Raw genomic sequence first — 26,802 nt, 5'->3', positions numbered from 1 at the left:
GGTCAGCTCGCTGAGGGCGCGGGCCACGGCCAGTTCGTCCCCGATGTGGGGGACGTCCTCGTCGGAGCGATTGCGGTGTTGGCCCGGAGCAGCCCGTCTTCCGCGTCTGCCGCAACAGCCCGCGGCCCTGACGGGAACGCCGGTGTCAGGAAACCCGCCTGTCCTCGCGCAGCGCCGGTTGAAGCCTGGTCACCAGCCGGAAGAACTCCGCTTCATTGCCCGCCATACCGAGGGCGCGCAGCGCCTCGTCCGCCTCGGCGATCGGGGCGGTGAGCAACGGCAGGGGCAGGAGCGGCTGTTCCGTCTCGGAGAGGACGGCCCGGGTGGTCTGCAGCAGTCGTACGTACGCCTGCGCCGCGGCGAGTTCGGAGTCGGTCATGTCGGTTGCCCCCTTGGAAAGGTGTCGGACCGTCAAGCATCTCGCGAGGCACTGACAACGGCGGCTACGGCAGGAGCTCCAGGGGGTCGTACTCGTGGGGCCGGTCGCCCACCCACTCGATCCAGGTCGGGTCGTCGAGCAGGTTGTCGGCGTCGGGGAGCCCGGCCCGGCGGAGGAATTCCAGCAACTGGTCATCGGAGTGGGCCAGGCCCATGATCTGGTCCCGCACGGTGACTCGACGGCCACCCGACGGGGAGATCCGGTGTACAACGATCGGCGGGTGTCCAGCCATGTTTCCAGCGTCCGTCCATCAAGGCCCGGCGGCATCCGGACACCATGAATACTCGCGCACCCGGAGGAACGCCAGCACCAGTGGCGTGGCGACATCGGCGAACTCCTCGAAGTACGCGTGCCGGGCTCCGGGGAGCAGGTGCATGCGCGCGTCCGGGATACGACCGGTGATCAGCGGCGCGTTCGCCGTCGGGTTGAACACATCGTCCGTGCCGTGCAGGACGAGCGTCGGCGCCGTGATCCGCTGCAGGGCGTCCCAGGCGTCATGGCGGGCGCTGGCCCGCAGATGGCGGCGCCGGGCGTGGGCGGGCATCGACGGACGCCGAGGGTGTGGAAGGGGCCGGGGTGCCCGGCCAGCCAGCCCGGCGTGTACATGAGCTCGAGCAGGGCCCGGTGCGCGGCCTCCGCGTCGGGCTGCGCAAGTGCCCGCCGGACCTCGGGCCCGCGCTCGACGGCCTGCGGCCCCCCGGGCGAGGTACAGCCCAGCACGAGCCGGCCGACGCGCTCGGGGTGGTCGGCGGCGACCCACTGGGCGACCCGGCCGCCCATGGAGCTGCCGTACACGTGGGCCCGCCCGATTCCGGCGTGGTCGAGGACGGCCAGCGCATCTTCGGCGAACCCGGGCGTGCTGTACGTATCGGTATCGGGCCGGTCGCTGTCGCCGGTGCCGCGGTAGTCCATGACGACGGTCGTGAACTCGGCTTCGAAGCCGGACCGTACCGAGTCCCACCAGCGGTGGCTGTTCGACTGTCCGCTCAGCAGCAGCAGCGGCTCACCGGTGCCGCGTACCTCGTAGTGGAGCGCGGCACCGTCGGCCGCCTGTGCGAAGGGCATGATCGGTCATTCTCTCACCGCGCCCCGCAATCGGCGGTCAACGAGATCAACGGCCCAGCGCCGCACCACCGTTGATGTGCAGAATCTGGCCCGTGAGATACGCGGCCTCGGGGGAGGCGACGTAGCGGACCGACGCCGCGATCTCGGCGGGCAGACCGGGTTTGCCCGTCAATGTCTGAGCCACCCGCGCGGCAACGAACTCCGGGGTCGCGCGGTCTCCGAAGAACTCCGTGTCGGCGACGAATCCGGGCGCCACCGCGTTGACCGTGATGCCGTCCGCGCCCACCTTCTGAGCCAGATCGAAGGTGTACGTGTTGACCGCGGCCTTCGAGCCACCGTACGACCCCGGTCCCCGCAGCGCTGCGATCGACGACAGATGCACGATCCGGCCGCCGGGCCGTCGCACCTGGGGGAGAAGAGCCTCCGTGAGCAGCACCGCAGTCAGTACGTTCGCGGCGAAGTTGGCGCGGTAGCTTTCGGCGATGCCTTCGAGGGTGCCGTCGTGCGAGGACCCGACATTGCCGCCCGCGTTGGTCACCAGGACATCGACGGCGTCGGTCCGCCCGCTGATGAACTGTGCCGCGCCGCGGACCTGTTCGGGCTCGGAGAGATCCGCCGGGTACCAACTCGCCGTGCCCTCCCCATGGGTGGCGTTGAGCTTCTCGGCCGCAGCGCGCAGTACCTCTTCCCGGCGGCCCAGAAGCGTGACCTTGTCGCCGTCCGCCGCGAATGCTTCGGCGACTGCGAGCCCGATGCCCGTACCGCCGCCCGACACCACGATCTGCCGTGGACTCACAATCCCACCCGTTCTCGTATGTGACCAATGATCCTATCTATGCACAGGACGCTACGGATCACATGAAGTGGTGTCAAGGAACAGTCGGTTGATCGAGGCATTCGCAACTGGTGCGTGCACGACGGTTGTTCAGACTGCGGGACATCGGTTACATGGTTGAGCCCCCCGGCCCCCGCCCCCGTCGAAGGAGTCACGCGGTGCTCGTACCCCGCACCAACAGATCCCCGGTCGCTGTCGCCCTGTTCGCCCTTGCCCTGCTGGTGTCGCTGCTGGCGGCGACACCCTTCACGGCCCGGGCCGAGGATGCGGGCGGTGCGGTCCACGACCCGATTCCGCAGAAGCCCGTCCAGTCCGGCCTCGGACTGGTCGTCCAGGAGTACGCCTCCTTCCCGAAGACCGAACCCGTACCCGGCCCGGTCACCGACCCGCGGCTCAAGCGCCATGCCCGGATCAACTACCTGAGCGAACTCCCGGACCACTCCGGACGGATGGCCGTCCCCGACCTCAACGGCCGCCTCTACCTTGTCGAGCACGGACAGCCGCACGTCTATCTGGACGTCGCGGCGGCCGTCGGCCCCGCCTTCTTCGCCAGCAGCGGCATGGGTTCGGGCTTCGGCTTCGTCACCTTCGCCCCCGACTTCCGCCGCACCGGCAGGTTCTACACGGTCCACACCGAGAAGGCATCCGCCACCACCGTCCAGCCGGACTTCGCCCAGCAGGCGACCACCAACTACCACGGCATCGTCACCGAGTGGACCGCCGACGACCCGTCCGCGGACACCTTCAGCGGCAGCCGCCGCGAGCTGCTCCGCATCGGCTACTCCGGCGGCGGCCACGGCATCCAGCAGATCGACTTCAACCCCACCGCCCGGCCCGCCGACCGCGACTACGGACTGCTGTACGTCGCATCGGGCGACGGCGCCCAGGGCGTGAACAACACCGAGCCGCAAGAACTGAGCCTGCCGCACGGCAAGATCCTCCGTATCGACCCGCGCGGCCGCAACAGCGCCAACGGCAAGTACGGCATCCCCGCCTCGAACCCCTTCGTCGGCAGGCAGGGCGCGCTCGGCGAGATCTACGCGTACGGAATGCGCGACCCGCACCGCTTCAGCTGGGACCCGGCTGGGCGGCACCGGATGTACCTCGGGCACATCGGCGAGCACGCCGTCGAAGGCGTCTACGAGGTACGCGCCGGGGACAACCTCGGCTGGAGCGAACGCGAAGGCGCCTTCGTCTACGACAAGGGCGCCACCGACCCCTGCGACCGGCTGCTGCCGCTGCCCGCGAACGACGCGGAGAACGGCTACACCTACCCCGTCGCCGCCTACGACCACGACCCGCCCGCCACCTGGAACTGCAAGTCGGACCTGGGCCGCGCCATCGTCGGCGGCTTCGTCTACCGCGGCCACGACGCCCCGGCGCTGCGCGGCAAGTACCTCTACGGCGACCTCGTCGACGGCCGGATCCTGTACTCCGAGGCGAGCGCGATGCGCCGTGGCTCGGGACAGCTCGCCACCACATACCAGCTGATGCTCTTCGACCGTACGGGCAAGCGCGTCACCATGCCCGAACTGGCCGGAGACACCCGGGTCGACCTGCGTTTCGGGCGGGACGCCCGCGGCGAGCTGTATCTGCTCTCCAAGGCCAACGGGAAGATCTGGAAGGTCACCGGGACCCGGCAGTTCGCCGACTGCGCGACCCGCGGCACAACGGTGAGCCATGTGACCGCGGCCGGGAACTGGACGCCGGTCACGCCATCCAAGTGGCAGTTCCCGCGCGGCCAGGTGACCCTCGCCGAGGCGGGCGTCGCCCGTCCCGGACCGCGCAGGCCGTTCGAGTACGCGGTCCTCACGGCGGGCCCGCGCTTCGGCTCCGTACGGATCGACACCCAGGTCCGGCTCGACACGCCTGTCGAGATCAGCAACCGGGACGTGATCATCGTCTTCGGCTATCAGTCGGACACGAAGTTCTATTACGCGCATCTGTCGTCCGACAACACGATCTACCCGCACAACGGGATCTTCGTGGTCAATGACGCCGACCGGCTGCGGCTCGACCACCAGTGGAACGGGTCGACCGGAGCGCCGCCCGCCGTTGCGGACGCGGCGTGGCACGACGTACGCGTGGTGCACTGCGCCGACAGCGGAGAGATCGCCGTCTATGTCGACGGCTCGAAGAACCCGCTCATGACCGCCGTGGACAAGACCTTCGGCTCGGGCAGGGTCGGCTTCGGCTCGTTCGACAACGTGGGCAGCCTGCGTGGCCTCAAGGTCACCGGCAGGCCCGCCGGGTAGCGACAAGAGGTGACAAGGGGCCCGTCCTTGAACGGGCCCCTCTGCACGTGCGCCGTACGCCGAGCGCCGTACGTCAGACGATCTGGTCCGAGATCTCCGCCTGCTCACGGGCGGTTCCGTACGCGGACGGCGTGCTGTACGAGCGGCGCGCCACGAACCACCACACGGTGGCCAGGATCAGCACGGCGGCCAGGGCGATCGAGGCGTAGTTCATCGAGTCGACGGTCACCGGATTCGACTGCGGCAGACAGAACAGCACGGTCACCACGGCCACCCAGACCACGGCGATCCAGCCGATGGGCCTGCTCCAGCGGCCCAGGCTCCACGGGCCCGGCTGGAAGCGGTCCCTGGCACGCAGCTTCAGGTAGATCGGGATCGCGTACGCGGGCGTGATACCGATGACATTGATCGCGGTCACCGCGCCGTACGCGGTCGGCGAGGACAGCGAGGGCACCGCAAGCAGGCAGGCAAAGACCACCGACAGCCACACCGCGGGGACGGGGGTCTGGGTGCGGCGGCTGACCTTGCGCCACAGCGCGGAGCCGGGCAGCGCGTTGTCACGGCTGAACGCGAACACCATCCGGCTCGCGGCCGCCACTTCGGCGTTGCCGCAGAACAGCTGCGCCACGATCACGACCAGCAGCAGGGCGGTCGCGCCGCCGGTGCCGAGCGCGTCGAGCAGGATCTGGGCCGGCGGGACGCCGGTGTCGCTCGCCTGGGTGCCCGCGTAGTCCTGGATGGCGAAGGTCAGGCCCGCCAGCAGGGCGAAGCCCGCGATCCAGGAGACCCAGATGGAGCGCACGATGCCGCGGGCGGCCGAGACCGACGCGTTCGACGTCTCCTCCGACAGATGCGCGGATGCGTCGTAGCCGGAAAAGGTGTACTGCGCGAGGAGCAGGCCGATCGCGGCCACATAGATGGGGTTGTCCCAGCCGGTGTCATTGACGAATTTGGTGAAGACGAACTCGGGGGACTGGTGGTGGGACGGCACGATGGCCAGGGCGCCGACGATCACGGCCACACCGCCGAGGTGCCACCACACGCTGATCGAGTTGAGCACGCTGACCAGCCGCACACCGAAGAGGTTCAGCACGGCGTGCACCAGCAGAATGCACATGAAGATGAGCATGGTGGAGCCGGGCGTGGGGTTGAAGCCCCACTGCAGATTCAGCAGGGCACCCGTGAACAGGGCGCAGCCGTAGTCGATTCCGGCGATCGCGCCGAGCAGCCCGAGCAGGTTCAGCCAGCCGGTGTACCAGCCCCACTTACGGCCGCCGAGCCGGTCGGCCATGTAGTACAGCGCGCCGGAGGTGGGGTACGCACTCGTCACCTCGGCCAGCGCCATGCCGACGCAGAGAACGAACAGGCCCACGCCCGCCCAGCCCCACAGCATGACCGCAGGGCCGCCGGTGTTCAGACCGAAGCCGTACAGCGTCATGCAGCCGGACAGGATCGAGATGACGGAGAAGCTGATGGCGAAATTGCCGAAGCCCCCCATACGGCGGGCCAGAACCGGCTGATAGCCGAGTTCCCGCAACCGCTCCTCCTCGTCCTTGGGTGGAGTCTGGTCCGAACTCGACCACGTGGGCGGGGATATGGACATCGAAGTACCTCCGGGGAAAGGGAGATGTGCGCAGCGGACAGGGACGGGTCGAGATGGATGGGGTCAGGGCTTTGTGCCGCGAGCGGCGGCGAGACACCGGCCGCGGGCGCGCAGGAACACCTCTTCCGCAAGGCCCGCGTCGCCCGGGCTGTGCGTGCGGTAGGACCAGGGCGGTGGGGTGTAGTACGGACCGAGCGCCTCGAACACCCGGGCCGCGTCGGCGAATTGGTGCGAGCCCCACAGCGCATGGGCCAGATGGCTGAGATCCAGCAGGGAACACTCGGTGGGGGGCACGAGGTCGAACCAGTCGTGCAGCGCGCGCAGGGCGTCCCGGGTCGCGTCGTCCGTCACCCAGTGCATGTCGAGGGCCTTCTCATGGCCCTTCTCGCGGCGGTAGCGCTCCACCCGGACATGGAGCGGAAGCGCCAGGAGCGGCGAACCGGCAGGTGCGGAAGACGCCGCCCACTGCGCGTAGTTGACCGCTTCGGACAGATGGGCACCGGATGAGCGGGCGTACACGAACTGCAGCATCCGGTGGTACGCCTCGCGATTGTGCGGATCGCGCTTGTCCGACTCCGCGAGCAGTCCCCACGGGCCGGGGAACAGCATCGGACCCGGCGGCGGCATGCGGTGCTCGTCCAGCCGCTGCTTCTCGTCGAGCTGGGCGAGCGCCAGCAGACACACCCAGGGCACCGGATCGTCGGGGATCTGGTGTGCGGCGATCCGGCACGCCTCCCAGGCCTCGTGCCACAGCTCGTGCGTGCGCGGGTGGTTCTCGCGATGGGCGCGCAGCGCCCGTTCCACCACGACCCGGGCGTGCATCACGGTCGCGGTGAGCGAGCGGGGCTCCTCGGTTCGCCAGGCCTGCACGGCGTCGGACCCGGCGGCCACCGCCGCGAGCACCTGGGTGCGCTGAGTCCACAGCGCCCAGCCGGACGTGGAGGCCAGCAGATTGCGCATCGACATCCAGCGGCCCGTGCGTAAGTCCTGTAACGCGCTGCGCAGTTCACTGTCGTGACCCGCCGGGTGGTACACCGGGCGTAACTGGTCCTGGGACATCAGCCCGCCACCGGTCGCGTTGCGCTCGTCATGGGACCTCTTGGGGGCGAGGGGTGTGGGGTGATCTTTGCGGTGATCTTACTCAACCATGGGGCAACGGCAAGAAGTTGATGATCCGTCAGTCGTGCGCTCGGTCCATGTGCGGGCTTGACGGTGGCCGTGGCCTGCACCACGCTTCCTTGCGTCAACGATCAAGGTTCCGACTACCGGAGAGCGAGGTGGCCGATGACAGGCCCAGTGCTTGCCGTCGACCAGGGCACCTCCGGTACCAAAGCGCTGGTCATCTGCCCCGAGCGGGGTGTGATCGGCAGTGGCTCCGCGCCGGTGAACCCCCGATATGGCACCGGCGGGAGCGTGGAGACCGACCCCGAAGCCCTGCTCTCCTCGGTGCTCGACGCCGGACGTCAGGCGCTCGCGGACGCCGGGGAGCCGGTCGCCGCGGTGGGCCTCGCCAACCAGGGCGAGACGGTGCTCGCGTGGGACCCCGCCACCGGCCGACCGCTGACCGACGCGATCGTCTGGCAGGACCGGCGCTCCGAACCGATCTGTGCCGAACTGGCCCCGCACGCCGATGACTTGACCCGGCTGACCGGCCTGCCCCTCGACCCGTACTTCGCCGCGCCCAAGATGGCCTGGATACGCCGCGAACTCACCCGCGCAGGCGTCGTCACCACCAGCGACGCCTGGCTGGTCCACCGGCTCACCGGCGCCTTCGTCACCGACGCCGCCACCGCAGGGCGCACCCAGCTGCTCGACCTCGACCGCGTCGCATGGTCGTCCGAGGCACTTGCCGTCTACGGCCTGGCCGGCGAACGGCTGCCGGAGGTCGTCGACGCGGACGGCCAGGTCGGCATCACCACCGCCTTCGGTCCCGCGACACCCCTGAGCGGACTCCTTGTCGACCAGCAGGCGGCGCTCCTCGCCCAGAGCGTCACCGAGCCGGGAGTTGCCAAGTGCACGTACGGAACAGGGGCGTTCCTGCTCGCCCAGACCGGGTCACGGCCTCGCCGAACCACCACCGGACTCGTCAGCTGCGTCGCCTGGCGGCTCGGCGGACGGACCAGCTACTGCCTCGACGGGCAGGTCTACACGGCCGCGTCCGCCGTGCGCTGGCTCACCGACCTCGGCGTGATCTCGGGCGCCGCCGACCTGGACCCGGTCGGTTCGGCCGTGCCGGACAGCGGCGGGGTCACCTTCGTTCCGGCGCTCGCCGGACTCGCGGCCCCCTGGTGGCGCGGTGATCTGCGCGGCTCGCTGACCGGCCTCGGCCTTGACACCGGCCCGGGCCAGCTCGTGCGCGCGCTCTGCGAGGGCATCGCCGCCCAGGTCGTCGAACTCGCCGAGGCAGCCGCCACCGACCTCGGAGCGCCGCTGACCGGACTGCGGGTCGACGGCGGCCTCACCCGCTCGACCCTGCTGATGCAGACCCAGGCGGACCTCCTCCAACTGCCGGTCGAAGTCTCGGCGTTGCCCGATGTCACCGCTCTCGGTGTCGGCGCTGTCGCGCGGATGGGCCTGGACCCGGAACTCACGGCCGAGCAGGCGGTGCCGGCGTGGAAGCCGTCCGCCGTATACGAACCGCGGATCAGCGCGACCGAGGCGGCCGAGCGTCTCGCGGGCTTCCGCCGCGAGGTGGCCGCGCTGCTGGACCGTACGCCCGCAGTGGACCGTACGCCCGCGGCCGACAGGTGAAGCGGGGAGCACCATGACCGTGACGACCGCCGGGCAGCTGCCGGACGCGATGCACGACGTGATCGTCGTCGGCGCCGGCGTGGTCGGCTCGGCCATCGCCCGCGAACTCGCCCGCCACCGGCTGCGTACCGCGTTCGTGGACGCGTCGCACGACGTCGGCAACGGCACGTCCAAGGCGAACACCGCGATCCTCCACACCGGATTCGACGCAGTCCCCGGCTCCCTGGAATCCCGGCTCGTACGCGACGGACAGCGGCGGCTCTCCGCGTACGCGGCCGAGACCGGCATCCCCCTCGAACCGCTGGGCGCCCTCCTCGTCGCCTGGGACCCGGAACAGCTCGCCGCGCTCCCCGCCCTCGCCGCCAAGGCCGAGCGCAACGGCTACCACGACGCACGGCTGATCGGCGCCGACGAGGTGCGCGAACGCGAGCCGCATCTGGGGCCGGGCGTACTTGGCGCGCTCGACGTCCCCGGCGAGAGCATCATCTGCCCCTGGACGACGACACTCGCGTACGCCACCCAGGCCGTGCGCTCGGGCGTCGACCTGCATCTCAACTGCCGCGTGGAGAGCATCAGCAGCGCCGCGACACACCATGAACTCGCCACATCCCGGGGCCTGTTGCGGACCCGCTACCTCGTCAACGCCGCCGGTCTGTACGCCGACGAACTCGACCGGGAACTCGGCCACGGCGACTTCACCGTCACCCCGCGCCGCGGCCAGCTGATTGTCTACGACAAGCTCGCCCGCGACCTCGTCAGCCACATCCTGCTGCCGGTGCCGACCGCGCTCGGCAAGGGCGTTCTGGTGTCCCCGACGGTGTACGGCAATGTGATGCTCGGCCCGACCGCCGAGGACCTCGACGACAAGGAAGCCACCGGATCGACCGCCGAAGGGCTCGCATTCCTCCGGGAGGAGGGCCGGCGGATCATCCCGGAGCTGGTGGAGGAGGAGGTCACCGCCGTCTACGCGGGACTGCGTTCCGCCACCGAGCACGACGACTACCGCATCCGGGCGCACGCGCGGCAGCGGTACATCGCCGTCGGCGGTATCCGATCCACCGGGCTCACCGCCTCCATGGCCATCGCCGCATACGTCACCGGCCTGCTCGCAGACGCCGGACTCGACCTGGGGGAGGCGCGCGAGCTGAAGCCCGTACGCATGCCGTACATCGGCGAGGCGTGCCCGCGCCCCTACCAGCGGGCCGATCTCATCGCCGCCGATCCCGAATACGGCACGATCGTCTGTCACTGCGAACGCGTCTCGCGCGGGGAGATACGCGACGCCCTGGACAGTACGGTGCCGCCGGGCTCGCTCGACGGACTGCGCAGGCGCACCCGCGCCCGCGGCGGCCGCTGCCAGGGCTTCTACTGCGGGCCCGCCGTGCGCGCTCTCTTCGAGGCACGTGAGGTAAGCCGATGAGCCGGCCGACGCGTGCGGTCGACGTCCTGGTCGTGGGCGGCGGACCGGCAGGACTCGCCGCCGGAGCGCGGCTGGCTGCCGCGGGCGCTGGCCGGGTCGAGATCCTGGAGCGGGAGCAGCAGGCGGGCGGCATTCCCCGTCACTGCTTCCACGGCGGCTTCGGGCTGCGCGATCTGCGGCGCCCCATGAGCGGTCCGCAGTACGCGCGGCACCTCGACGACGCCGTACAGGTCGGAGCGGACCTGCGCACCGGCGTCACCGTCACCGGCTGGGCGGGCCCGCGCACCCTGGACACCACGGGACCGCACGGCCTGGAGCGGATCACCGCGCGGGCCGTCGTCCTCGCCACCGGCGCCCGCGAACGGCCGCGCAGCGCACGCCTGGTGCCCGGGACCCGACCGCAGGGCGTGCTCACCACGGGCGAACTCCAGCAGGCCGTCCACCTCCACGGACAGCGGGTCGGCAGCCGTGCCGTCGTCGTCGGCGCCGAGGCCGTCGCCCACTCGGCGGTGCGGACCCTGCGGGCGGGCGGAGCCGAGGTAGTCGCGATGGTCACCGACCAGCCGCGTCCCCCATCGATGTCACTCCGCCGCCGCGTCCCGCTGCTCATGGAGGCGACCGTGACCGAGCTGTTCGGCCGCGGCCGCCTGACCGGCGTCGCCCTGCGGCACCGCGACGGCAGAACCACCACCGTCCGCTGCGACACGGTCGTGTTCACCGGCGACTGGATCCCCGACCATGAACTGGCCCGGCGCGGAGGGATCCCGCTCGACCCCGGTACCCGCGGCCCCGCCGTCGACACCGCCTTGCGCACGGCCGACCCCGGCGTCTTCGCCGCCGGAAATCTCCTCCACGGCGTCGAGCCCGCCTCGGTCGCTGCCGAGGAGGGCAGGCATGCCGCGGAACAGGTGCTGCGGTATCTCGCAGGGGAGGAGGCATGGCCCGGCCCCGGACTCCCGGTGCGGGTCGCGGGACCGCTGCGCTGGGCGGCACCCAACCGCATCGCCCCGGACGGCCCCCGCCCGATGCGGGGCCGGTTCATCCTCCGTACGACCGAGCCGCTCGCCCTTCCCGTCCTGGTCGTCAGCCAGGACGGCCGGGTATTGCACCGGCAGCGCCTGCTGCGCACGGCCGTGCCCGGCCGCGCCCTGCATCTGCGTGCCGACTGGACGGATACGGCGGACGCGCAGGGCGGACCCGTGCTGATCACCGCGTACTGACAGCCTCGCCGCCGGTGAACGCCATGTCCGATTTCCGCCAGCCGAACCCCTGGGCGGTGCCCATACTGGCCGTATGACGATCGAGGACAGCAGGTACGAGGCGGTGAGCAGCAGGGACGCCCGGTTCGACGGGGTGTTCTTCTTCGCCGTGTCCACCACCGGGATCTACTGCCGCCCCAGTTGCCCCGCGATCACGCCCAAGCGCCAGAACGTGAGTTTCTACCGGACGGCCGCAGCCGCCCAGGGCGCCGGATTCCGGGCCTGCCGTCGCTGCCGCCCCGACGCGGTGCCGGGCTCCGCCGAGTGGAACGCCCGCGCCGATGTCGTCGGCCGGGCCATGCGGCTGATCGGTGACGGGATCGTGGACCGCGAGGGCGTCTCGGGCCTGGCCGACCGGCTCGGTTACAGCGCCCGCCAGGTACAGCGGCAGCTGAACGCAGAACTCGGCGCGGGCCCCATCGCCCTGGCCCGGGCCCAGCGCGGACACACCGCACGCGTACTGCTGCAGACGACCACGATGCAGGCGGCGGAGATCGCCTTCGCGGCGGGGTTCGCGAGCGTGCGGCAGTTCAACGACACCATCCGCGAGATCTACGCGGCCACCCCCAGCGAACTGCGCTCCGCCCGGCCCGGCCGCAGCTCGCGCTTCGGCCCGGTCGCCCCGGAGAACGGCGCCGCCGGAGTGCCGCTGCGGCTGGCCTACCGCGGCCCGTACGCCTCCGTGGAGGTCTTCGACCATCTCGCGGGCCGCGCCATCACCGGCATCGAGGAGATCGTCGGCGAACGCGGCTCCCGGATCTACCGGCGCACCCTGCGGCTGCCGGGCGGATCCGGCGTGGCCGAGGTCGCCGAACAGCCGGGTGCCGGGGGCTGGTTGGAGTGCCGGCTGCACCTCACGGACCTGCGGGACCTGACGACGGCCACCCAGCGCATGCGCCGCCTCTTCGACCTGGACGCCGACCCCGGCGCCGTCGCCGAACGCCTCGGCGCGGACCCGTCACTGGCCCCCCTGGTCGCCGCCCGCCCGGGCCTGCGCGCCCCCGGCACCGCCGATCCGCACGAGCTGGCGGTACGGGTCGTGGGGGGCGGGCGGGAGCTCGGGAATGCCCTGGTCGCGGCGTACGGTCATCGGCTGTGCGAGCCGAGCGGCGGGCTCACGCACCTCTTCCCGCGTGCGGACGACCTGGCGGGTGCGGAGCTGAGCGAACTCGGCCTGCCAGAAGCGCGGGAGGGAGCGCTGCGCATGCTGACGACCGCGCTCGCCGAGGGCACGGTGACACTCGACCCGGGCGCCGACCGGGACGAGACGGAACGGGAGTTGCTCGCCCTGCCGGGCATCGACGCGCGGACGACGGGCTACATCCGGATGCGGGCACTGGGCGACCCGGACGTGCTGCTGACCGAGGACCCGGCGGTCCGGGCGGGGATGCGGCGAGCGGGCGCGACCCTGGCAGACGCGGAGAGCTGGCGGCCGTGGAGCTCGTACGCCATGCACCACTTCTGGACCATGCCGTAGGCCGCGCTCCCGCATCACCCGTACGGCGCAGCAGCGCAGCGGACGGCGGCCCGGCTCCGGTGAGAGTGGAACTCGTACGCCCTCGACCGACCCACCCACCCAATGGAACGACCGCATCCCCGGGAGACGCCCATGCCCAGCCTCAACCGACGTGACGCCGGCCTGCTCGTCCTGCGCGTCGGCACCGGCGCCGTCCTCGCGGCACACGGTACGCAGAAGCTGCTCGGCTGGTTCGGGGGCCACGGTCTCGAAGCGACCGCGCAGGGCATGGAGGCCATGGGATTCCACCCGGGCCGGGAGAGCGCCGTCGCCGCCGGTCTCGGCGAGGCGGGCGGCGGGGCGCTGCTCGCGCTGGGGCTGGCCGCTCCGGCGGCCGGCGCCGCGGCCGCGGGCGCCATGGCGGGAGCTGTGGCGGTGCACGCGCCCGCCGGGTTCTTCAACCAGGGCGGAGGCTTCGAGTACCCCGCCTTCCTCGGCTTCACCGCGGCCGCCCTGGGATTCGCCGGGGCGGGCCGCTACTCCGTCGACCACGCGACCGGCCATCGCCTGGACCAGCCATGGGTCGTGGCCGTGGCCTTCCTGGGTAGTGCGCTCGCCGCGGCCGCCGTGCTCGGCAGGCGAGCGAAGGACCAGGACGAGGCGGAGCCCGAGGACGTGTTCGAGGAGCGCTTCGAGGACCAGCCGGGAAACCACAACGGCGATCAGCCCTCGGACTCCGCCGGGGAGTAGTCGTACCCTGTCATGCGTCGGCGCGTACCCCGCCCGGGGGCGCGCCCCTTTTGTCCCACAGTGAGACGCCGTGCTGCGCACCCTGTTCGAGTCCAACATCTAGCGACTGGACGTCCGTGCAGGTCACAGCGATGCTGTGGGGGCCCTGGTCAGCAAACAGTCAGCATGGGATCGGACTGTGTCCCGCCGATGCTGACCTCTGGGCATGACAACCGGGGCCGGTCCGGTGGTCCCCCGGCTGGTTCCGGAAGGCTCCCCCGGTGGACCGCCCCTGACCAAGTTCTTTCCCCGAGGACGAGTCCCACAGCGATGACGACAGCGAGGACTCCGACAGCCGCACCTTCGTCGCTGTGGGCGCCTACGGCGGCCTGGCCGGCTTCGCCGCCGTCTCCTACTCCCCGTGGAACCGCCGGCCGACCATCGAGGTCGCCCGGACCACCGGGGCCGGGCATCTGCCGGGCGCTGATGGGACACGCCGTCGAACCCGCGAACGCGGCGCCGGGCACATCTGGCTGGAGGTCGCCAGTATCAACGCCCCGGCCAACCACTCCTACCGGCGGATGGGCTTCGCCTTCTGCGGACTGGACACGGCCCTCTACCACGGCACCGAATCCGAGGGCGAGCAGGCGATCTACATGAGCATGCCCTGCCCCTGAGCCGCAGCAGGCGACTGCCCCTGCGAGCGTGCCTTCCACCGCCACTCCCAGGGCGTCCGCGAAGTGCAGCAGATAAGCCGAAGTACGAGAAGCCTCGCAAGATCCGAACGAAACGGCCTGGCGTTGTGGGCTACTTCACAGCACCCGCCGTCAGCCCCGACTTCCAGAACCGCTGCAGCAGCACGAAGGTGATGACCAACGGCAGAAGTGCCAGCAAGGAACCGATCACCATCAGCGGGTAGTAGTCCGGAACGATGGGTGCCGCCGCGTTCCAGCTGTCGAGCCCGAGGCTGAGCGGATACAGCTCCTCGTCGTTGAGCATCACCAGCGGCAGGAAGAAGTTGTTCCAGATCGCCGTCAGCTGGAACAGGAAGATCGTCACATAGCCCGGGGCCATCATCCGCAGTCCCACCGACAGGAAGCTCCGTAGCTCGCTCGCGCCGTCCACTCGCGCGGCCTCAAGGACCTCGCCGGGTACGTACGAGGCGGCGAACAGCCGCCCCAGGTACACGCCGAAGGGGTTGAACAGGACGGGGATGAACACCGACCACACGGTGTTGGCCAGCTGCATGCTCGAGACCATCAGGTACAGCGGGAGCGCCAGAACGGTCGCCGGCACCATCACGGACACCAGGACCAGCGCGAACAGCTGCCGCTTGCGCCCACAGGCCGGGAAGCACGGACGCGCACTTCCACGATTCCCGGCCCCACCCTCCTTTTGGAGCACACCTTCGCCTTCCGTGACCACCGCGAGGTCTGGCGGGACGCTTCCCCACTCACCGCGGACGATCTGTGCTGGCTGGACGCCCGCTGCGCCGCGCTGGGCATCGAGCTGGTGCCCAACCAGAACACCTTCGGGCACATGGAACGCTTTCTCGCCCATCCCGCCTACGCGCACCGTGCGGAGAACCCCGAGGGATTCGTCCGCGGCGGAGTCCAGCAGCCGCCGACCACGCTCGCCCCACCCCGGACAACGCCGATTTCGCCCAGTCCCTCCTGAAGGAGGTCACCGGCGTGCTGCGGTCGAGGCGCCTGCACGTCGGTGCGGACGAACCCTTCGGATCGCCATGGCATCGGAAGAGGCACCGCCAACAGCCACGTCCAGTCCACCTGGCAGCCAAGGCCCCAGGCCACGATCATCCGCGGCGGCGAGGGCCGGAACTACCCGACCGGCCCCAACAGCGGCTGCTTTGACCAGCCGGGCTTCGGCACCCTGCTGTACGCCAAGTAGGCGGGCGCCGGGCAAGTACTCCGGGCGCGCGGTGACGCACGCCCGGAGTGCCGGTCCGGTCAGCGCGCCGAGAAGCTGTGCACCGTCGTCGAGCGGTAGGTGTCGCCGGGCCGCAGCACCGTGGACGGGAAGGACGGCTGATTGGGGGAATCCGGGAAGTGCTGGGTCTCCAGGCACAGGGCGTCGCCTTGGCGGTGGATGGTGCCGCCCGAGCCGACCAGCGTTCCGTCCAGGAAGTTGCCGGAGTAGAACTGCAGGCCCGGCTCGGTCGTCGCGATGTTCAGGACGCGGCCGGACGCCGGGTCGCGCAGCCTCGCGATCTGCTGGGGCTTGCTGGTGCTGCCCTTGTCCAGAACCCAGTTGTGGTCGATGCCCTTGCCGTACAGGAGCTGCTGGTGCGCGACCCGGATGTCTTCCCCGACGGTCTTGGATCGGCGGAAGTCGAAGGGCGTGCCCGCGACCTTCGCCAGTTCACCGGTGGGGATGAGGCCCGAGTCGACCGGGGTGTAGCGGGAGGCGGCGATGCTCAGCTCGTGGTCGTAGACCGAGCCGCTGTCCTCGCCCGCCAGGTTCCAGTAGACGTGGCTGGTGAGGTTGACGACGGTGGCCCTGTCGGTGGTGGCCGCGTAGTCGATGCGCCAGTTGCCCTGCCGGGTCAGGGTGTACGTGACCTTGACCCTGAGGGTTCCGGGGTAGCCCATCTCGCCGTCGACGCTTGTGTAGTGCAGCACCAGGCCGACGTCCGAGCCGGAGGTGAAGCCTTCGACGTCCCACACCCGCTTGTCGAAGCCCTTGGACCCGCCGTGCAGACTGTTCTCGCCGTCGTTGACGGACAGTTGGTACGCCTTGCCGTCCAGGGTGAACTGTCCCCTGGCGATGCGGTTGCCGTAGCGGCCGATGAGTGCGCCGAAGTAAGGGCTGGAGGCGACGTACTCCTCGAGGGTGTCGAAGCCCAGCGAGACGTTCTTGTACCGGCCGTGCCGGTCGGGTATCTCCAGGGACTGCACGATGCCGCCGTACGACAGCACCTTCAGCCGGGTGCCGCCGTTGGCCAGCGACCATCGGTACACCTTCGTACCGTCGGCGAGCTTGCCGAACAGCTCCTTCACGGGCCTCCCACCTCTCGAAGCGTGGGGGTTTGCGTGTGCGGTGGTGGTGCCGAGCGTGGTCGCGGCGAGTCCCGCCGCCGCGGCCGCTGCCAGCACTGTGCGTCTGCTCGATTCCATGTGCGGCTCCAGTAAGGGGGTTTGGATACTTCTGCGAGACCTACGAACCGACCTTGCGCTTGTTCCACACGTCGAAGCCGACCGCCGCAAGCAGGACCAGGCCCTTGATGACCTGCTGCCAGTCCGTGCCGACGCCGACGAGGTTCATGCCGTTGTTGAGCACACCGAGGACCAGGCCGCCGATGATCGCGCCCAGAACGGTGCCGACGCCGCCGCTCATGGAGGCGCCGCCGATGAACGAGGCGGCGATCGCCTCGAGCTCGAAGTTGGTGCCGGCCTTGGGGGAGGCGGCGTTGAAGCGGGCCGCGAAGACGAGCCCGGCGAGGGCGGCCAGCATGCCCATGTTCAGGAAGACCAGGAAGGTGGCCTTCTTGTCCTTGACGCCGGACAGCTTGGCCGCGGGCAGGTTGCCGCCGATCGCGTAGACATGGCGGCCGATGACCGCGTTGCGCATCACATAGCCGAAGCCGACGACCAGGACGGCCAGCATCAGCAGCACCACGGGGGCGCCCTTGTAGCTGGCGAGCATCAGGGTGACCGTCAGCGCGGCGGCGACCAGGGCGATCAGCTTGAGGGCGAACATCTTCGCGGGCAGCACATCCAGCGCGAACTCCTGCTGCCGCCTGCGGTCGCGCATCTCCTGGACGACGACGAACGCGATCAGAACGAAGCCGAGTAGCAGGGTGAGGTTGTGGTAGTTGGTGTCCGGGCCGACCTCCGGCAGGAAACCGTTGGCTATGGTCTGCAGGCCCTTGGGGAAGGGGCCGAGCGTCTGGCCCTTCAGGACGATCTCGGTGGCGCCGCGGAAGAGCAGCATCCCCGCCAACGTAACGATGAAGGAGGGTATGCCCAGATATGCGATGAAGAAGCCTTGCATCGCGCCCGCTGCCGCGCCGAGGGCCAGGCACAGGGCGACCGCGATTGGCCAGGGCGCATGGTGCTGCACCATCAGCACGGCCGCGACCGCGCCCACGCAGGCGGTGAGCGAGCCGACCGACAGGTCGATATGGCCCGCGATGATGACGAGCATCATGCCGATCGCGAGGATCAGGATGTAACTGTTCTGCAGCACCAGGTTGGAGACATTGCGCGGCAGCAGCAGGTCACCGCCCGTCCACACGGTGAACAGGGCCACGATCAGGCCGAGCGCGATCAGCATGCCGTACTGCCGCATATTGCGGCGCAAGCCCTCTAGGACCAGGCCCAGCAGGCCGCTCTCGGCCTTGCCGCCACCAGCGCCGTCACCGGACGGGAGCGGGGCGTCCGCCGGAGTCCTGGCCGTCAGATTCGTACTCATCCTGCTACCTCTTGTCCTTCGTCATCCGACGCATCAGCACTTCTTGCGTGGCCTCCGCCCGCGGCACCTCGCCGGTCAGCCGGCCGGCGGACATCGTGTAGATGCGGTCGCACATTCCGAGCAGTTCGGGGAGCTCCGAGGAGATGAAGACGACGGCCTTGCCCTGGGCGGCGAGCTTGTCGATCACCGTGTAGATCTCGTACTTGGCGCCCACGTCGATGCCGCGGGTCGGCTCGTCCAGGATCAGCACGTCCGGACCCGCGAAGATCCATTTGCTGAGGACGACCTTCTGCTGATTGCCGCCCGACAGCTTGCCGACCGGCTCGGCGACCGTCGGAGCCTTGATGTTCATGCTCTTGCGGTAGCCCTCGGCGACCTGCCGCTCCGCGTGCTCGTCGACGATGCCGCGCCGGGCGACCTTGCCGAGCGCGCTGAGCGAGATATTGCGGCCGATCGTGTCGATGAGGTTGAGCCCGTAGTGCTTGCGGTCCTCGGTGACGTAGGCGATTCCGTGCCGCATCGCCTCGGGGACGGTCTTGGTGCGGATCTCCTTGCCGTCCTTGAGGACCGTGCCGCCCGCATAGCGCCCGTAGGTACGCCCGAAGACGCTCATCGCGAGCTCGGTGCGGCCCGCGCCCATGAGTCCCGCGATGCCGACGATCTCTCCGCGGCGCACATTCAGCGTGACGTTGTCGACGACCTTGCGGTGCTGGTCGATCGGGTGGTGCACCGTCCAGTCGCGGATCTCCAGGGCCGGTGCCGTGCCCTGCTCCGGCTGGTGCGGGGTGCGTTCGGGGAAGCGGTGGTCGAGGTCGCGGCCGACCATGCCGCTGATGATCCGCTCCTCGGTGGTCTCCGGGGCCTTCACGTCCAGGGTCTCGATGGAGCGCCCGTCGCGGATGATGGTCACGGAGTCTGCGACCCGCGCGATCTCGTTCAGCTTGTGCGAGATGATGATCGAGGTGATCCCGTGGTCCTTCAACTCCAGGATGAGATCCAGGAGTTTGCCGCTGTCCTCGTCGTTCAGCGCCGCCGTCGGCTCGTCGAGGATCAGCAGCTTCACCTCCTTGGAGAGGGCCTTCGCGATCTCCACGAGCTGCTGCTTGCCCACGCCGATGTCCGCGACCCGGGTCTGCGGATGCTCGTCGAGGCCGACCCGGCGCAGCAGTTCGGAGGCATGCCGCAGTGTCTCGTGCCAGCTGATCACGCCACGTGTGGCGTGCTCATTGCCGAGGAAGATGTTCTCCGCGATGGAGAGATAGGGCACCAGGGCGAGCTCCTGGTGGATGATCACGATGCCGCGCTGCTCGCTCGCCCTGATGTCCTTGAACCGGCATGGCTCGCCCTGGAAGAGGATGTCCCCTTCGTAACTGCCGTGCGGATGGACACCGGAGAGGACCTTCATCAGGGTCGACTTGCCGGCGCCGTTCTCCCCGCAGATGGCGTGGACCTCGCCCGGGCGGACGGTCAGGGTGACCTCCGAGAGCGCCCTGACTCCGGGAAAGGTCTTGACGATGGAGCGCATTTCCAGGACGGGTCCCGCCATGGTCGTGCCTTTCTCTGTCGCTGATGGGGGTTCCCCGGCTCGGGCGGCGAAGCCCGGAGCGCGGGGTCGACTGCGCCTGCTACTTGAGGTCGCCGGCCTTGTAGTAACCGGTGTCGATCAGCTCCTTCTTGTAGTTGTCCTTGTCGACGCTGACCGGGTTGAGCAGATAGGCGGGGACGACCTTCGCGCCGTTGTCGTACGACTTGGTGTCGTTGGTCTCGGGCTTCTCGCCTTTGAGCGCAGCGTCGACCATGTTGGTGGCGACCTCGGCGAGCTGGCGCAGGTCCTTGTAGACGGTCTGCCGCTGTTCGCCCGCGATGATCGACTTCACCGAGGCGACCTCGGCGTCCTGTCCGGTGACGACCGGCCACGGCTTGGACTTGGTGCCGTAGCTGTCGCCGCGGAGTGCGGAGAGGATGCCGATGGAGATGCCGTCGTACGGCGAGAGCACCGCGTCCACGCGCTTGGTGCTGTACGAGGAGGTCAGCAGGTCGTCCATGCGGCGCTGGGCGGTACCGCCGTCCCAGCGCAGGGTGGTGACCTGGTTGAGCTTGGTCTGCTGGGACTGGACGACTAGCTGCTTCTTGTCGAGGTACGGCTGCAGCACCTTCATGGCGCCGTTGTAGAAGTAGCGGGTGTTGTTGTCGTCGTTGGAGCCGGCGAACAGCTCGATGTTGAACGGGCCCTTCTCGCCCTTGTCCAGTCCGAGTTGCTCGATGATGTACGTGCCCTGCAGCCTGCCGACCTTCTCGTTGTCGAAGGATGCGTAGTAGCCGACGTGCTCCGAGTTGAGGATCAGGCGGTCGTAGGAGATGACCGGGATCTCGGCGTCGGCGGCCTGCTGCAGGACGTTGTCCAGCGACTTGTTGTCGATGGCCGCGATGACCAGCGCGTCCACACCTTGCGTGATCATGTTCTCGATCTGCGAGACCTGCTGGTCCGGGTCGTCCTCGCCGAAGACGAGCTTCGTCTTGTAGCCCTTGGCCTGGAGGTCCTTGACGACGTTGTTGCCGTCGGAGATCCAGCGCTCGGACGACTTGGTCGGCATCGCGATGCCGACCGTGGCGTCCTTGGTGTCCTTCTTCTCGCTGCCGCCCGCGCTGTCCTGGCCGCAGGCGGTGAGGGAGAGGCTGAGGGCGAGGCAAGCTGCGGCGGTCGCCGCGGTACGTATGCGCATGATCAGGAGTCCTTCTCGGTCTCGTTGCCTGGAACGTTCTCAACGGGGGTGGTCGTGCTGAAGCGGTTCAGCGTGCCGGGCAGGCGGGAGCCGAGCGGCGACATGCCGCCGTCCGCTCCGTGCCGGGCCAGCAGATCGAGGGCGAGGCGGCCACGGCGGACGCGCTCGCGGGCGGTGTCGAGAGTGAGGTCGCGCAGATGCGCGCCGTAGGGGTAGATCCCGGACGTCTTCGACAGGCCGAATTTCAGATACAGGGGTGCGCCGCGCCGGATCAGCTCGGCGATCTCGTACATCCGCACATAGCCGCCGAGGTCGTCCGGCGCCTCGACGTACATGTCCATGGGCGCGGCGGAGGCCCGGCGGATCTCGGTGAGATGGGCGAGCGTGAGGTCGGAGGGGACGTTGAGCGAGTCCGCGCCGAGCTGCTCGTACACGGCGTACGAGGCGGGGTTGACGGGCCCGATCAGTGCGGAGACCTTGAGCGTGGTGTCGGCAGGGATGACGCCCGCCTGGCGTGCCCGGTGCAGCGCCCAGAGCACGCCTTCGTCCGCGACGAGCAGGCACTTGACGCCCAACTCCGTTGCGCGCACGGCGTCTTCGACGCATCCGGCGAGCGCGTCGTGGCCGCGGGCACGCAGCCCGGCACCGCGTGAGTCGGTGCGCACGGAGGCGCCGGTGTCCCAGGTGCCGCGGGGGCCGGTGAACAGGCAGAGCTCGATGTCGCGCTCGCCGGCCGCCTCGACCATCTCGGTGATCTCGGTGTCGGACAGCATCCAGACGCCGCTGCCCTGGCTGATCCGGTGGATTGGGACATCGAGGCGTGAGCTCTCCTTGAGGACGACGGACAGCGCCTCGGGGCCCTCCACCGAGGGGATCTCGGTGCGCCAGGTGCCACCGTCGGGGAAGGAGTGTGCGGAGGCGTCGGCCGGGTCCAGGGCGGGCACGGCATGGCCGATACGGGCCAGCGTGTCGGCGCCGGGGCGGCGGGGTGAGGACGGGGCGATCACGGGACTCCCATGTTCGAGATTTCGGACGACGTTCGAGTTGATGGGTGTACGCCGGTACGGCGGCGGTCGGGCGGCCGCGCACCACCGCACCGGCTAGGGGCGGAGCAGCACTTTCCCGGTCTTCGGGTCACCGCCGCCGACCAGCGCGATGGCCTCGTCGAACCGCTCCAGCGGGAACTCGTGGGTGATCAGTGGTGCGGGATCGAGCAGTCCGAGGCCGAAGGCACGCACCGCGTCCGACCAGGCGGACGAGGAGGCGCCGAAGACGCTGCGGATCTCCAGTTGGCTCAGCGAGAGGTGCACCGGGTCGATACCGGTAGCTCCCGTTGTGAACATCCCGGTGAGCACCACCCGGCCGCCCCGCCGCGCGAGGAGGCAGGACGAGGCGGCCGTGGTGGGCGCCCCGGCCGTCTCTACGACCAGGTCGAAGCGGCCCTGCGCCACGGCCTCGGCGGCATCCGGTGGCAGGCTCTCGCTCGCCCCGAACCGCCGTGCCTGCTCGCCGCGTTCGGCCCGCTGGTCGATCGCGGTCAGCTCGGCGGGCGAGTAAGCGGCAAGCAGCTGGACCGCGAGCAGCCCGAGGGTGCCCGCACCGACCACGGCGATCCGCTCGCCGGGGCTCGGGCGCCCGGCCCGCACCGCCGCGGCGATCACCGCGGCCGGCTCGAGGAGGGCCGCGGCCCGCAGATCGGCGTCGTCCTCGAGCGGGTGCAGTAGGCGTGCGGGCACCGTCAGCCAATCGGCGAACGCGCCGGGCTCGGTGAACCCGGTCTCGGCGTACCCGCCGGTGCACAGGCTTGTCTCTCCGCACCGGCAGCGCTCGCAGACCCCGCACGCCCGGAACCCCTCGGCCACCGTCTTGCGGCCGACGAGCACGGGGTCGACGCCCTCGCCGACCGCCTCGACAGTCCCGGACCACTCGTGCCCGGGGGTCACGGGATAGCTGACATAGGCGGCGTCACGGTGCCCGTCGTAGACCTCGCGGTCGCTCATGCAGATACCGGCGGCAGCAACCCGCACCAGGACCTCGCCGGGCCCCGGTACCGGCAACTCGCCGTGCACCAGACGGTGTTCGCCGGGACGCTCGATGACCAGGAACCGGTTGACCCCGCCAGGAGAGCGGTCGCCCCCGCGGTCGTCCCCGCCGGGGAGGTGGCTCGCTTCGCTCGGGGCGCGGCTCACTTGGGCGCCCTCTGCTCCCAGCCCTCGGCCCACAGGTCGAAGCGGGCCTTCCGCTGCGGGAATTCGGCCGCCGCGTCGACATCCAGCTCGACACCGAGCCCGGGAGCGTGCGACACCGCGAAGCAGCCGGTCTCCGGGGCGACCTGAGGTGCGCCCCTGACCACCTTCTTGATCTCCGCGTCCGCGAAGTCGTTGAAGTGCTCCAGGACCTTGAAGTTCGGGGTGCAGGCTGCCAGTTGGAGCGAGGCCGCGGTGAGCACCGAGCCGCCGACGTTGTGCGGGGCGACCAGCATGTAGTGCGTCTCGGCGGTCGCGGCCAGCTTACGGGTCTCCAGGATGCCGCCGATGTGCCCGAGGTCCGGCTGGATGATGTCGGCGGCCTGCGACTCGAAGAGCTCCCGGAACTCGATCCGGTCATGGATCCGTTCACCGGTCGCCACCGGGATGTCCACCTTCGCGGCGACCTTCGCCAAGGCCTTGAGGTTCTCCGGTGGCACCGGCTCCTCCAGCCAGGCGGGCTTGAACGGCGCCAGCTCATGGGCGAGCCGCACCGCCGTCGAGGGGCTGAACCGCCCGTGCATCTCCAACATCAGCTCGGCGTCGGGCCCGATGGCGTCGCGTACCGCCTCGATCAGCGACACGGCGTACAGGGTCTGTTCGTGGTCCAGCTCGAAGTGCCCGGTCCCGAACGGGTCGATCTTCAGCGCACGGTAGCCGCGCGCCACGACCTCCTGGGCCGCCTTGTGGTACGCCTCCGGGGTGCGCTCGGTCGTGTACCAGCCGTTGGCGTACGCCTTGACCTTGTCGGTCACCTGGCCACCGAGCAGCTGCCACACCGGTACGCCGAGCGCCTTGCCCTTGATGTCCCAGCACGCCATCTCGACGACCGCGATACCGGACATGACGATCTCGCCGGCCCGCCCGTAGTCGCCGTACTTCATGCGACGCACGAGATCTTCCACGGCGAACGGGTCGGAACCGGCTATGTGGTTCGCCTCCGCCTCGCGGAGATAGCCGATCAGTGCGTCGGTGCGGCCGAGCATGCGAGTCTCGCCGACCCCCGTGAGGCCCTCGTCGGTGTGGACGAGAACATAGGTGAGATTGCGCCAGGGGGTCCCGACGACATGAGTGCTGATTCCCGTGATGCGCACGGCAGTTGCCCCTAGGGTCCAGGTTTGGTCGTTCGAGATTTCGTCATGCGTTCGAAATGTTGGCGTGACCGTATTCAGGCCGTCCGGGGAGTGTCAATGGGGTGCACAGCAGTCGTTTCCGCACGACCATTGCCCGGCGAACGGAGCCGTGACTACCCTGTGTTCGTCATACCGGTCAGTGGCCGGAGTTTCGAACAACCGGGGTGGGTGAGGGTCATGGGACGTCTTGTCCCTGCGGTGACCAGGGCGCTTGACATACTCGAACTGTTCCTGGAAGGCGACGGAACGCTCTCCGCGCCGGACATCACCCGCAAGCTCCAGCTGCCCCGCACGACGGTGCACGAGCTGGTCACGACGCTGGCGGCCCGCTCCTATCTGGTCGCCATCCCCGAGCAGCCGGGCTGCTACCGCCTCGGCGTGCGCAGCTACCAGCTGGGCAGCCGGTACGCGGAACAGCTCGACCTTGCCGCCGAGGGCCAGCGGGTGGCCCGTGAGGTCGCCGAGACCTGCGACGAGACGGTCCATGTCGCGATCCTCGAAGACCTGGACGTCATCTACATCGCCAAGGTCGACTCCACCCACGCGGTCCGCATGGTCTCGGCCGCGGGACGCAGGCTCCCGGCACACTGCACCTCGGTCGGCAAGATGCTCCTCGCCGCGCTCCCGGCCGAAGATCTCGACCTCCGGATCGAGGAGGGCGAACTGGCAGCGATGACCCACAACAGCATCACCGACCCCGACGCACTGCGCGCCGCCCTCGCCGCGATCCGCGAGCGCGGCATCGCCACCGAACACCGCGAGTCCAACCCGGACGTGAGCTGCGTGGCCGCCCCCGTGCGCGACAGCTCGGGCCGCGTCGTCGCCGCCCTGTCCATCTCGGTCCCCATGATCCGCTGGTCCGAGGAGCGCGAAGCCGAACTCGCCGAGCTGGCCGCCAAGGGCGCGGGCGACCTCTCCGTGAGCCTCGGTCACCGCGGCGGCACCCGGTGACGGCCGTCGAGGTCGCGGTCAGGGAGTCGGCGGCGCTGGGTGAGGGCCCCACCTGGGACCCGGCGACCGGACGGCTGATCTGGGTGGACATCCTGGGATCCCGTATCCACACGTACGAGCCGGGCAGCGGCCGCCGTACCGTGCTGGCCACCGAACAGCACGTCGGCGCGGCCAAGCCGAGGGCCGGTGGTGGCCTGGTGGCCAACCTCCGCGACGGCGTTGCACTGTACAACGCGGACGGCGCGTTCTCCTGGCTCGTACGCGACTCCGTGCCCGGCCGCCGCGGCAACGACGCGGCCGTCGCGCCCGACGGCTCCCTGTGGGCCGGCACCATGCGCTACGACGAGCGGACCGGCGGCGGCAACCTCTCACGCATCGCCCCCGACGGCACAGCCACCGAGCTCTTCCCCGCCGTATCCGTCAGCAATGGCACCGGCTGGAGCCCCGACGGGAGCCTCGTCTACTACATCGACAGCCCCACCCGCCGCATCGACGTCTGCCGGATGGACGGCCAACTCCCCGTCGACCGGCGCCCCTTTGCCACCATCGAGGAAGGGGTCGGGTTCCCGGACGGCCTGACCGTCGACGCCGACGGCTGTGTGTGGGTCGCCCTGTGGGACGGCGCTCAGCTGCGCCGCTACACCCCGGCCGGCGACCTCGACTGCACCCTCGACCTCCCGGTCCGCCGCCCCACCGCCTGCACCTTCGGCGGCCCCGGCCTGCGCGACCTCTACATCAGCACGGCCCGCACCGGCCTGGCCCGGCCGCACCCGCTGTCGGGCTCGCTCCTGGTGGCGCCGGATGCGGGGGAGGGGCTGCCCGGCGTCGCCTTCGGGAGCTGACGGGCCGCGCCGCGCCATCCTGCTGGACGGGCTGACGGCTGCGGCGCTCCAGTGGTCGTCCCCGCCTGGGGCGGTCACGGACGACTCGTCAGTAGAGTCGGCAAGTGGTCAGCATGAGTTCTGAAAAGCCTAGGGTATGGCCCCCTTACATGCGACTCGTTGTAAGGTAGGAAAACCGCCCTTGACCTGCAAACATGTGGGCAGGGAGCATAGATCCGGGAGTGCCTCGATGTTGCGTACCATGTTCAAGTCCAAGATCCACCGGGCCACCGTGACCCAGGCCGACCTCCACTACGTCGGATCCGTCACCGTCGACGCCGCGCTGATGGAAGCCGCCGATCTGCTGCCCGGCGAGCTTGTGCACATCGTCGACATCACCAACGGCGCCCGCCTTGAGACGTACGTCATCGAGGGCGAACGAGGCTCCGGCGTCATCGGCATCAACGGCGCCGCCGCCCATCTGGTGCACCCCGGTGACCTGGTGATCCTGATCAGCTACGCGCAGGTGGACGACGCCGAGGCCCGTGCCCTGGTGCCCAGCGTGGTTCACGTCGACGAGCAGAACCGGATCGTCGCGCTCGGCTCGGACGCCTCCGCACCGGTGCCGGGAAGCCGCACGCAGCGCAGCCCGCACGCCGCCGTCTGAACCGTCCGCCTGCCGTAA

24 protein-coding genes and 3 pseudogenes are annotated in these 26,802 nt (G+C 69.9%); 12 read left to right on the top strand and 15 right to left on the bottom strand.

Translation table 11 applies throughout. The annotated features are described in order from the left end of the window. The 5 genes and pseudogenes from ABZS64_RS25035 to ABZS64_RS25015 all read right to left on the bottom strand — a co-directional run. Positions 1-69, bottom strand: a pseudogene (locus ABZS64_RS25035) (dsRBD fold-containing protein); the annotation flags it as partial. Between the two features lie 76 nt (positions 70-145). Next, positions 146-379, bottom strand: coding sequence for a hypothetical protein (locus tag ABZS64_RS25030; RefSeq protein ID WP_355833738.1), 234 nt, complete (start codon positions 377-379; stop codon positions 146-148). A gap of 64 nt (positions 380-443) precedes the next feature. Next, positions 444-671 (bottom strand): hypothetical protein, encoded by a 228-nt coding sequence (locus ABZS64_RS25025; RefSeq protein WP_355833736.1) that lies wholly within the window; start codon positions 669-671, stop codon positions 444-446. An 18-nt stretch (positions 672-689) separates the two neighbouring features. Further along, positions 690-1,504 (bottom strand): annotated as a pseudogene (locus ABZS64_RS25020) (alpha/beta fold hydrolase). 46 nt (positions 1,505-1,550) lie between these two features. Beyond that, positions 1,551-2,300: an SDR family oxidoreductase gene (locus ABZS64_RS25015; protein ID WP_355833733.1), complete on the bottom strand. Its 750-nt coding sequence runs from the start codon at positions 2,298-2,300 to the stop codon at positions 1,551-1,553. 197 nt (positions 2,301-2,497) lie between these two features. On the opposite strand from ABZS64_RS25015, the gene ABZS64_RS25010 reads away from it, so the two are divergent. Further along, a complete protein-coding gene (locus tag ABZS64_RS25010) occupies positions 2,498-4,594 on the top strand; it encodes a PQQ-dependent sugar dehydrogenase (protein WP_355833730.1) in 2,097 nt (698 codons plus the stop codon). 73 nt (positions 4,595-4,667) lie between these two features. Here the strand turns inward: ABZS64_RS25010 and ABZS64_RS25005 are convergent, their stop codons facing one another. Both ABZS64_RS25005 and ABZS64_RS25000 read right to left on the bottom strand, forming a co-directional pair. Next, the gene (locus ABZS64_RS25005; protein ID WP_355833728.1) at positions 4,668-6,197 is read right to left on the bottom strand and encodes an amino acid permease; all 1,530 of its coding nucleotides are present in this window, start codon (positions 6,195-6,197) and stop codon (positions 4,668-4,670) included. A gap of 63 nt (positions 6,198-6,260) precedes the next feature. After that, the gene (locus ABZS64_RS25000) at positions 6,261-7,256 is read right to left on the bottom strand and encodes a hypothetical protein (protein WP_355833725.1); all 996 of its coding nucleotides are present in this window, start codon (positions 7,254-7,256) and stop codon (positions 6,261-6,263) included. A 225-nt stretch (positions 7,257-7,481) separates the two neighbouring features. Here ABZS64_RS25000 and ABZS64_RS24995 point away from each other — a divergent pair, with 225 nt between their 5' ends. The 6 genes from ABZS64_RS24995 to ABZS64_RS24970 all read left to right on the top strand — a co-directional run bounded on the left by ABZS64_RS24995 (position 7,482) and on the right by ABZS64_RS24970 (position 14,489). Further along, a complete protein-coding gene (locus ABZS64_RS24995; protein ID WP_355833722.1) occupies positions 7,482-8,948 on the top strand; it encodes an FGGY family carbohydrate kinase in 1,467 nt (488 codons plus the stop codon). A 13-nt stretch (positions 8,949-8,961) separates the two neighbouring features. Further along, positions 8,962-10,368, top strand: coding sequence for an FAD-dependent oxidoreductase (locus tag ABZS64_RS24990; RefSeq protein ID WP_355833719.1), 1,407 nt, complete (start codon positions 8,962-8,964; stop codon positions 10,366-10,368). After that, the gene (locus tag ABZS64_RS24985) at positions 10,365-11,588 is read left to right on the top strand and encodes an FAD-dependent oxidoreductase (RefSeq protein ID WP_355833716.1); all 1,224 of its coding nucleotides are present in this window, start codon (positions 10,365-10,367) and stop codon (positions 11,586-11,588) included. The genes ABZS64_RS24990 and ABZS64_RS24985 overlap by 4 nt, the downstream gene beginning before the upstream one ends. 73 nt (positions 11,589-11,661) lie before the next feature. Continuing rightward, entirely contained in the window at positions 11,662-13,104 is a 1,443-nt protein-coding gene (locus ABZS64_RS24980) for an AlkA N-terminal domain-containing protein (protein WP_355833713.1), read from the top strand. A gap of 132 nt (positions 13,105-13,236) precedes the next feature. Then, positions 13,237-13,833, top strand: a complete 597-nt coding sequence (locus tag ABZS64_RS24975; RefSeq protein ID WP_355833710.1) for a DoxX family membrane protein — start codon at positions 13,237-13,239, stop codon at positions 13,831-13,833. 350 nt (positions 13,834-14,183) lie between these two features. Further along, positions 14,184-14,489, top strand: a complete 306-nt coding sequence (locus tag ABZS64_RS24970; RefSeq protein ID WP_355833708.1) for a hypothetical protein — start codon at positions 14,184-14,186, stop codon at positions 14,487-14,489. 130 nt (positions 14,490-14,619) lie between these two features. Here ABZS64_RS24970 and ABZS64_RS24965 read toward each other — a convergent pair. After that, positions 14,620-15,147 (bottom strand): annotated as a pseudogene (locus tag ABZS64_RS24965) (carbohydrate ABC transporter permease); the annotation flags it as partial. Positions 15,148-15,207: 60 nt separating this feature from the next. Between ABZS64_RS24965 and ABZS64_RS24960 the strand changes: the two are divergent. Both ABZS64_RS24960 and ABZS64_RS24955 read left to right on the top strand, forming a co-directional pair. After that, positions 15,208-15,489: a hypothetical protein gene (locus ABZS64_RS24960; RefSeq protein ID WP_355833705.1), complete on the top strand. Its 282-nt coding sequence runs from the start codon at positions 15,208-15,210 to the stop codon at positions 15,487-15,489. Positions 15,490-15,531: 42 nt separating this feature from the next. Beyond that, positions 15,532-15,720, top strand: a complete 189-nt coding sequence (locus ABZS64_RS24955) for a hypothetical protein (protein WP_355833702.1) — start codon at positions 15,532-15,534, stop codon at positions 15,718-15,720. Positions 15,721-15,779: 59 nt separating this feature from the next. Here ABZS64_RS24955 and ABZS64_RS24950 read toward each other — a convergent pair whose 3' ends face one another. The 7 genes from ABZS64_RS24950 to ABZS64_RS24920 all read right to left on the bottom strand — a co-directional run bounded on the left by ABZS64_RS24950 (position 15,780) and on the right by ABZS64_RS24920 (position 24,306). Next, a complete protein-coding gene (locus ABZS64_RS24950; RefSeq protein WP_355833699.1) occupies positions 15,780-16,946 on the bottom strand; it encodes an aldose epimerase family protein in 1,167 nt (388 codons plus the stop codon). Positions 16,947-16,986: 40 nt separating this feature from the next. Then, positions 16,987-18,243: a multiple monosaccharide ABC transporter permease gene (mmsB, locus tag ABZS64_RS24945; RefSeq protein WP_355833696.1), complete on the bottom strand. Its 1,257-nt coding sequence runs from the start codon at positions 18,241-18,243 to the stop codon at positions 16,987-16,989. Positions 18,244-18,247: 4 nt separating this feature from the next. Continuing rightward, positions 18,248-19,789: a multiple monosaccharide ABC transporter ATP-binding protein gene (gene mmsA, locus ABZS64_RS24940; protein ID WP_355833694.1), complete on the bottom strand. Its 1,542-nt coding sequence runs from the start codon at positions 19,787-19,789 to the stop codon at positions 18,248-18,250. Positions 19,790-19,868: 79 nt separating this feature from the next. After that, positions 19,869-20,966 (bottom strand): multiple monosaccharide ABC transporter substrate-binding protein, encoded by a 1,098-nt coding sequence (gene chvE / locus ABZS64_RS24935; protein ID WP_355833691.1) that lies wholly within the window; start codon positions 20,964-20,966, stop codon positions 19,869-19,871. Between the two features lie 2 nt (positions 20,967-20,968). Continuing rightward, on the bottom strand, positions 20,969-21,973 hold the full coding sequence (locus ABZS64_RS24930) for a hypothetical protein (protein ID WP_355833689.1): 1,005 nt from the start codon (positions 21,971-21,973) through the stop codon (positions 20,969-20,971). A gap of 93 nt (positions 21,974-22,066) precedes the next feature. After that, positions 22,067-23,068 (bottom strand): alcohol dehydrogenase catalytic domain-containing protein, encoded by a 1,002-nt coding sequence (locus ABZS64_RS24925; protein ID WP_355833749.1) that lies wholly within the window; start codon positions 23,066-23,068, stop codon positions 22,067-22,069. A gap of 83 nt (positions 23,069-23,151) precedes the next feature. Next, positions 23,152-24,306 (bottom strand): mandelate racemase/muconate lactonizing enzyme family protein, encoded by a 1,155-nt coding sequence (locus ABZS64_RS24920; protein WP_355833686.1) that lies wholly within the window; start codon positions 24,304-24,306, stop codon positions 23,152-23,154. Between the two features lie 216 nt (positions 24,307-24,522). Between ABZS64_RS24920 and ABZS64_RS24915 the strand changes: the two genes are divergently transcribed. The 3 genes from ABZS64_RS24915 to panD all read left to right on the top strand — a co-directional run bounded on the left by ABZS64_RS24915 (position 24,523) and on the right by panD (position 26,784). Continuing rightward, positions 24,523-25,296: an IclR family transcriptional regulator gene (locus ABZS64_RS24915; protein ID WP_355833683.1), complete on the top strand. Its 774-nt coding sequence runs from the start codon at positions 24,523-24,525 to the stop codon at positions 25,294-25,296. After that, a complete protein-coding gene (locus tag ABZS64_RS24910) occupies positions 25,293-26,138 on the top strand; it encodes an SMP-30/gluconolactonase/LRE family protein (RefSeq protein ID WP_355833680.1) in 846 nt (281 codons plus the stop codon). The genes ABZS64_RS24915 and ABZS64_RS24910 overlap by 4 nt, the downstream gene beginning before the upstream one ends. A 229-nt stretch (positions 26,139-26,367) precedes the next feature. After that, positions 26,368-26,784, top strand: coding sequence for an aspartate 1-decarboxylase (gene panD, locus ABZS64_RS24905; protein WP_355833677.1), 417 nt, complete (start codon positions 26,368-26,370; stop codon positions 26,782-26,784). The last annotated feature ends 18 nt before the right edge of the window (positions 26,785-26,802 follow it).

The sequence above is a fragment of the Streptomyces sp. NPDC005408 genome (assembly GCF_040606445.1).
In the GTDB taxonomy this organism is placed as follows: domain Bacteria; phylum Actinomycetota; class Actinomycetes; order Streptomycetales; family Streptomycetaceae; genus Streptomyces.
The sequence above is the reverse complement of the archived record's forward strand: the minus strand, read 5'-3'. Positions and strand labels throughout refer to the sequence as shown.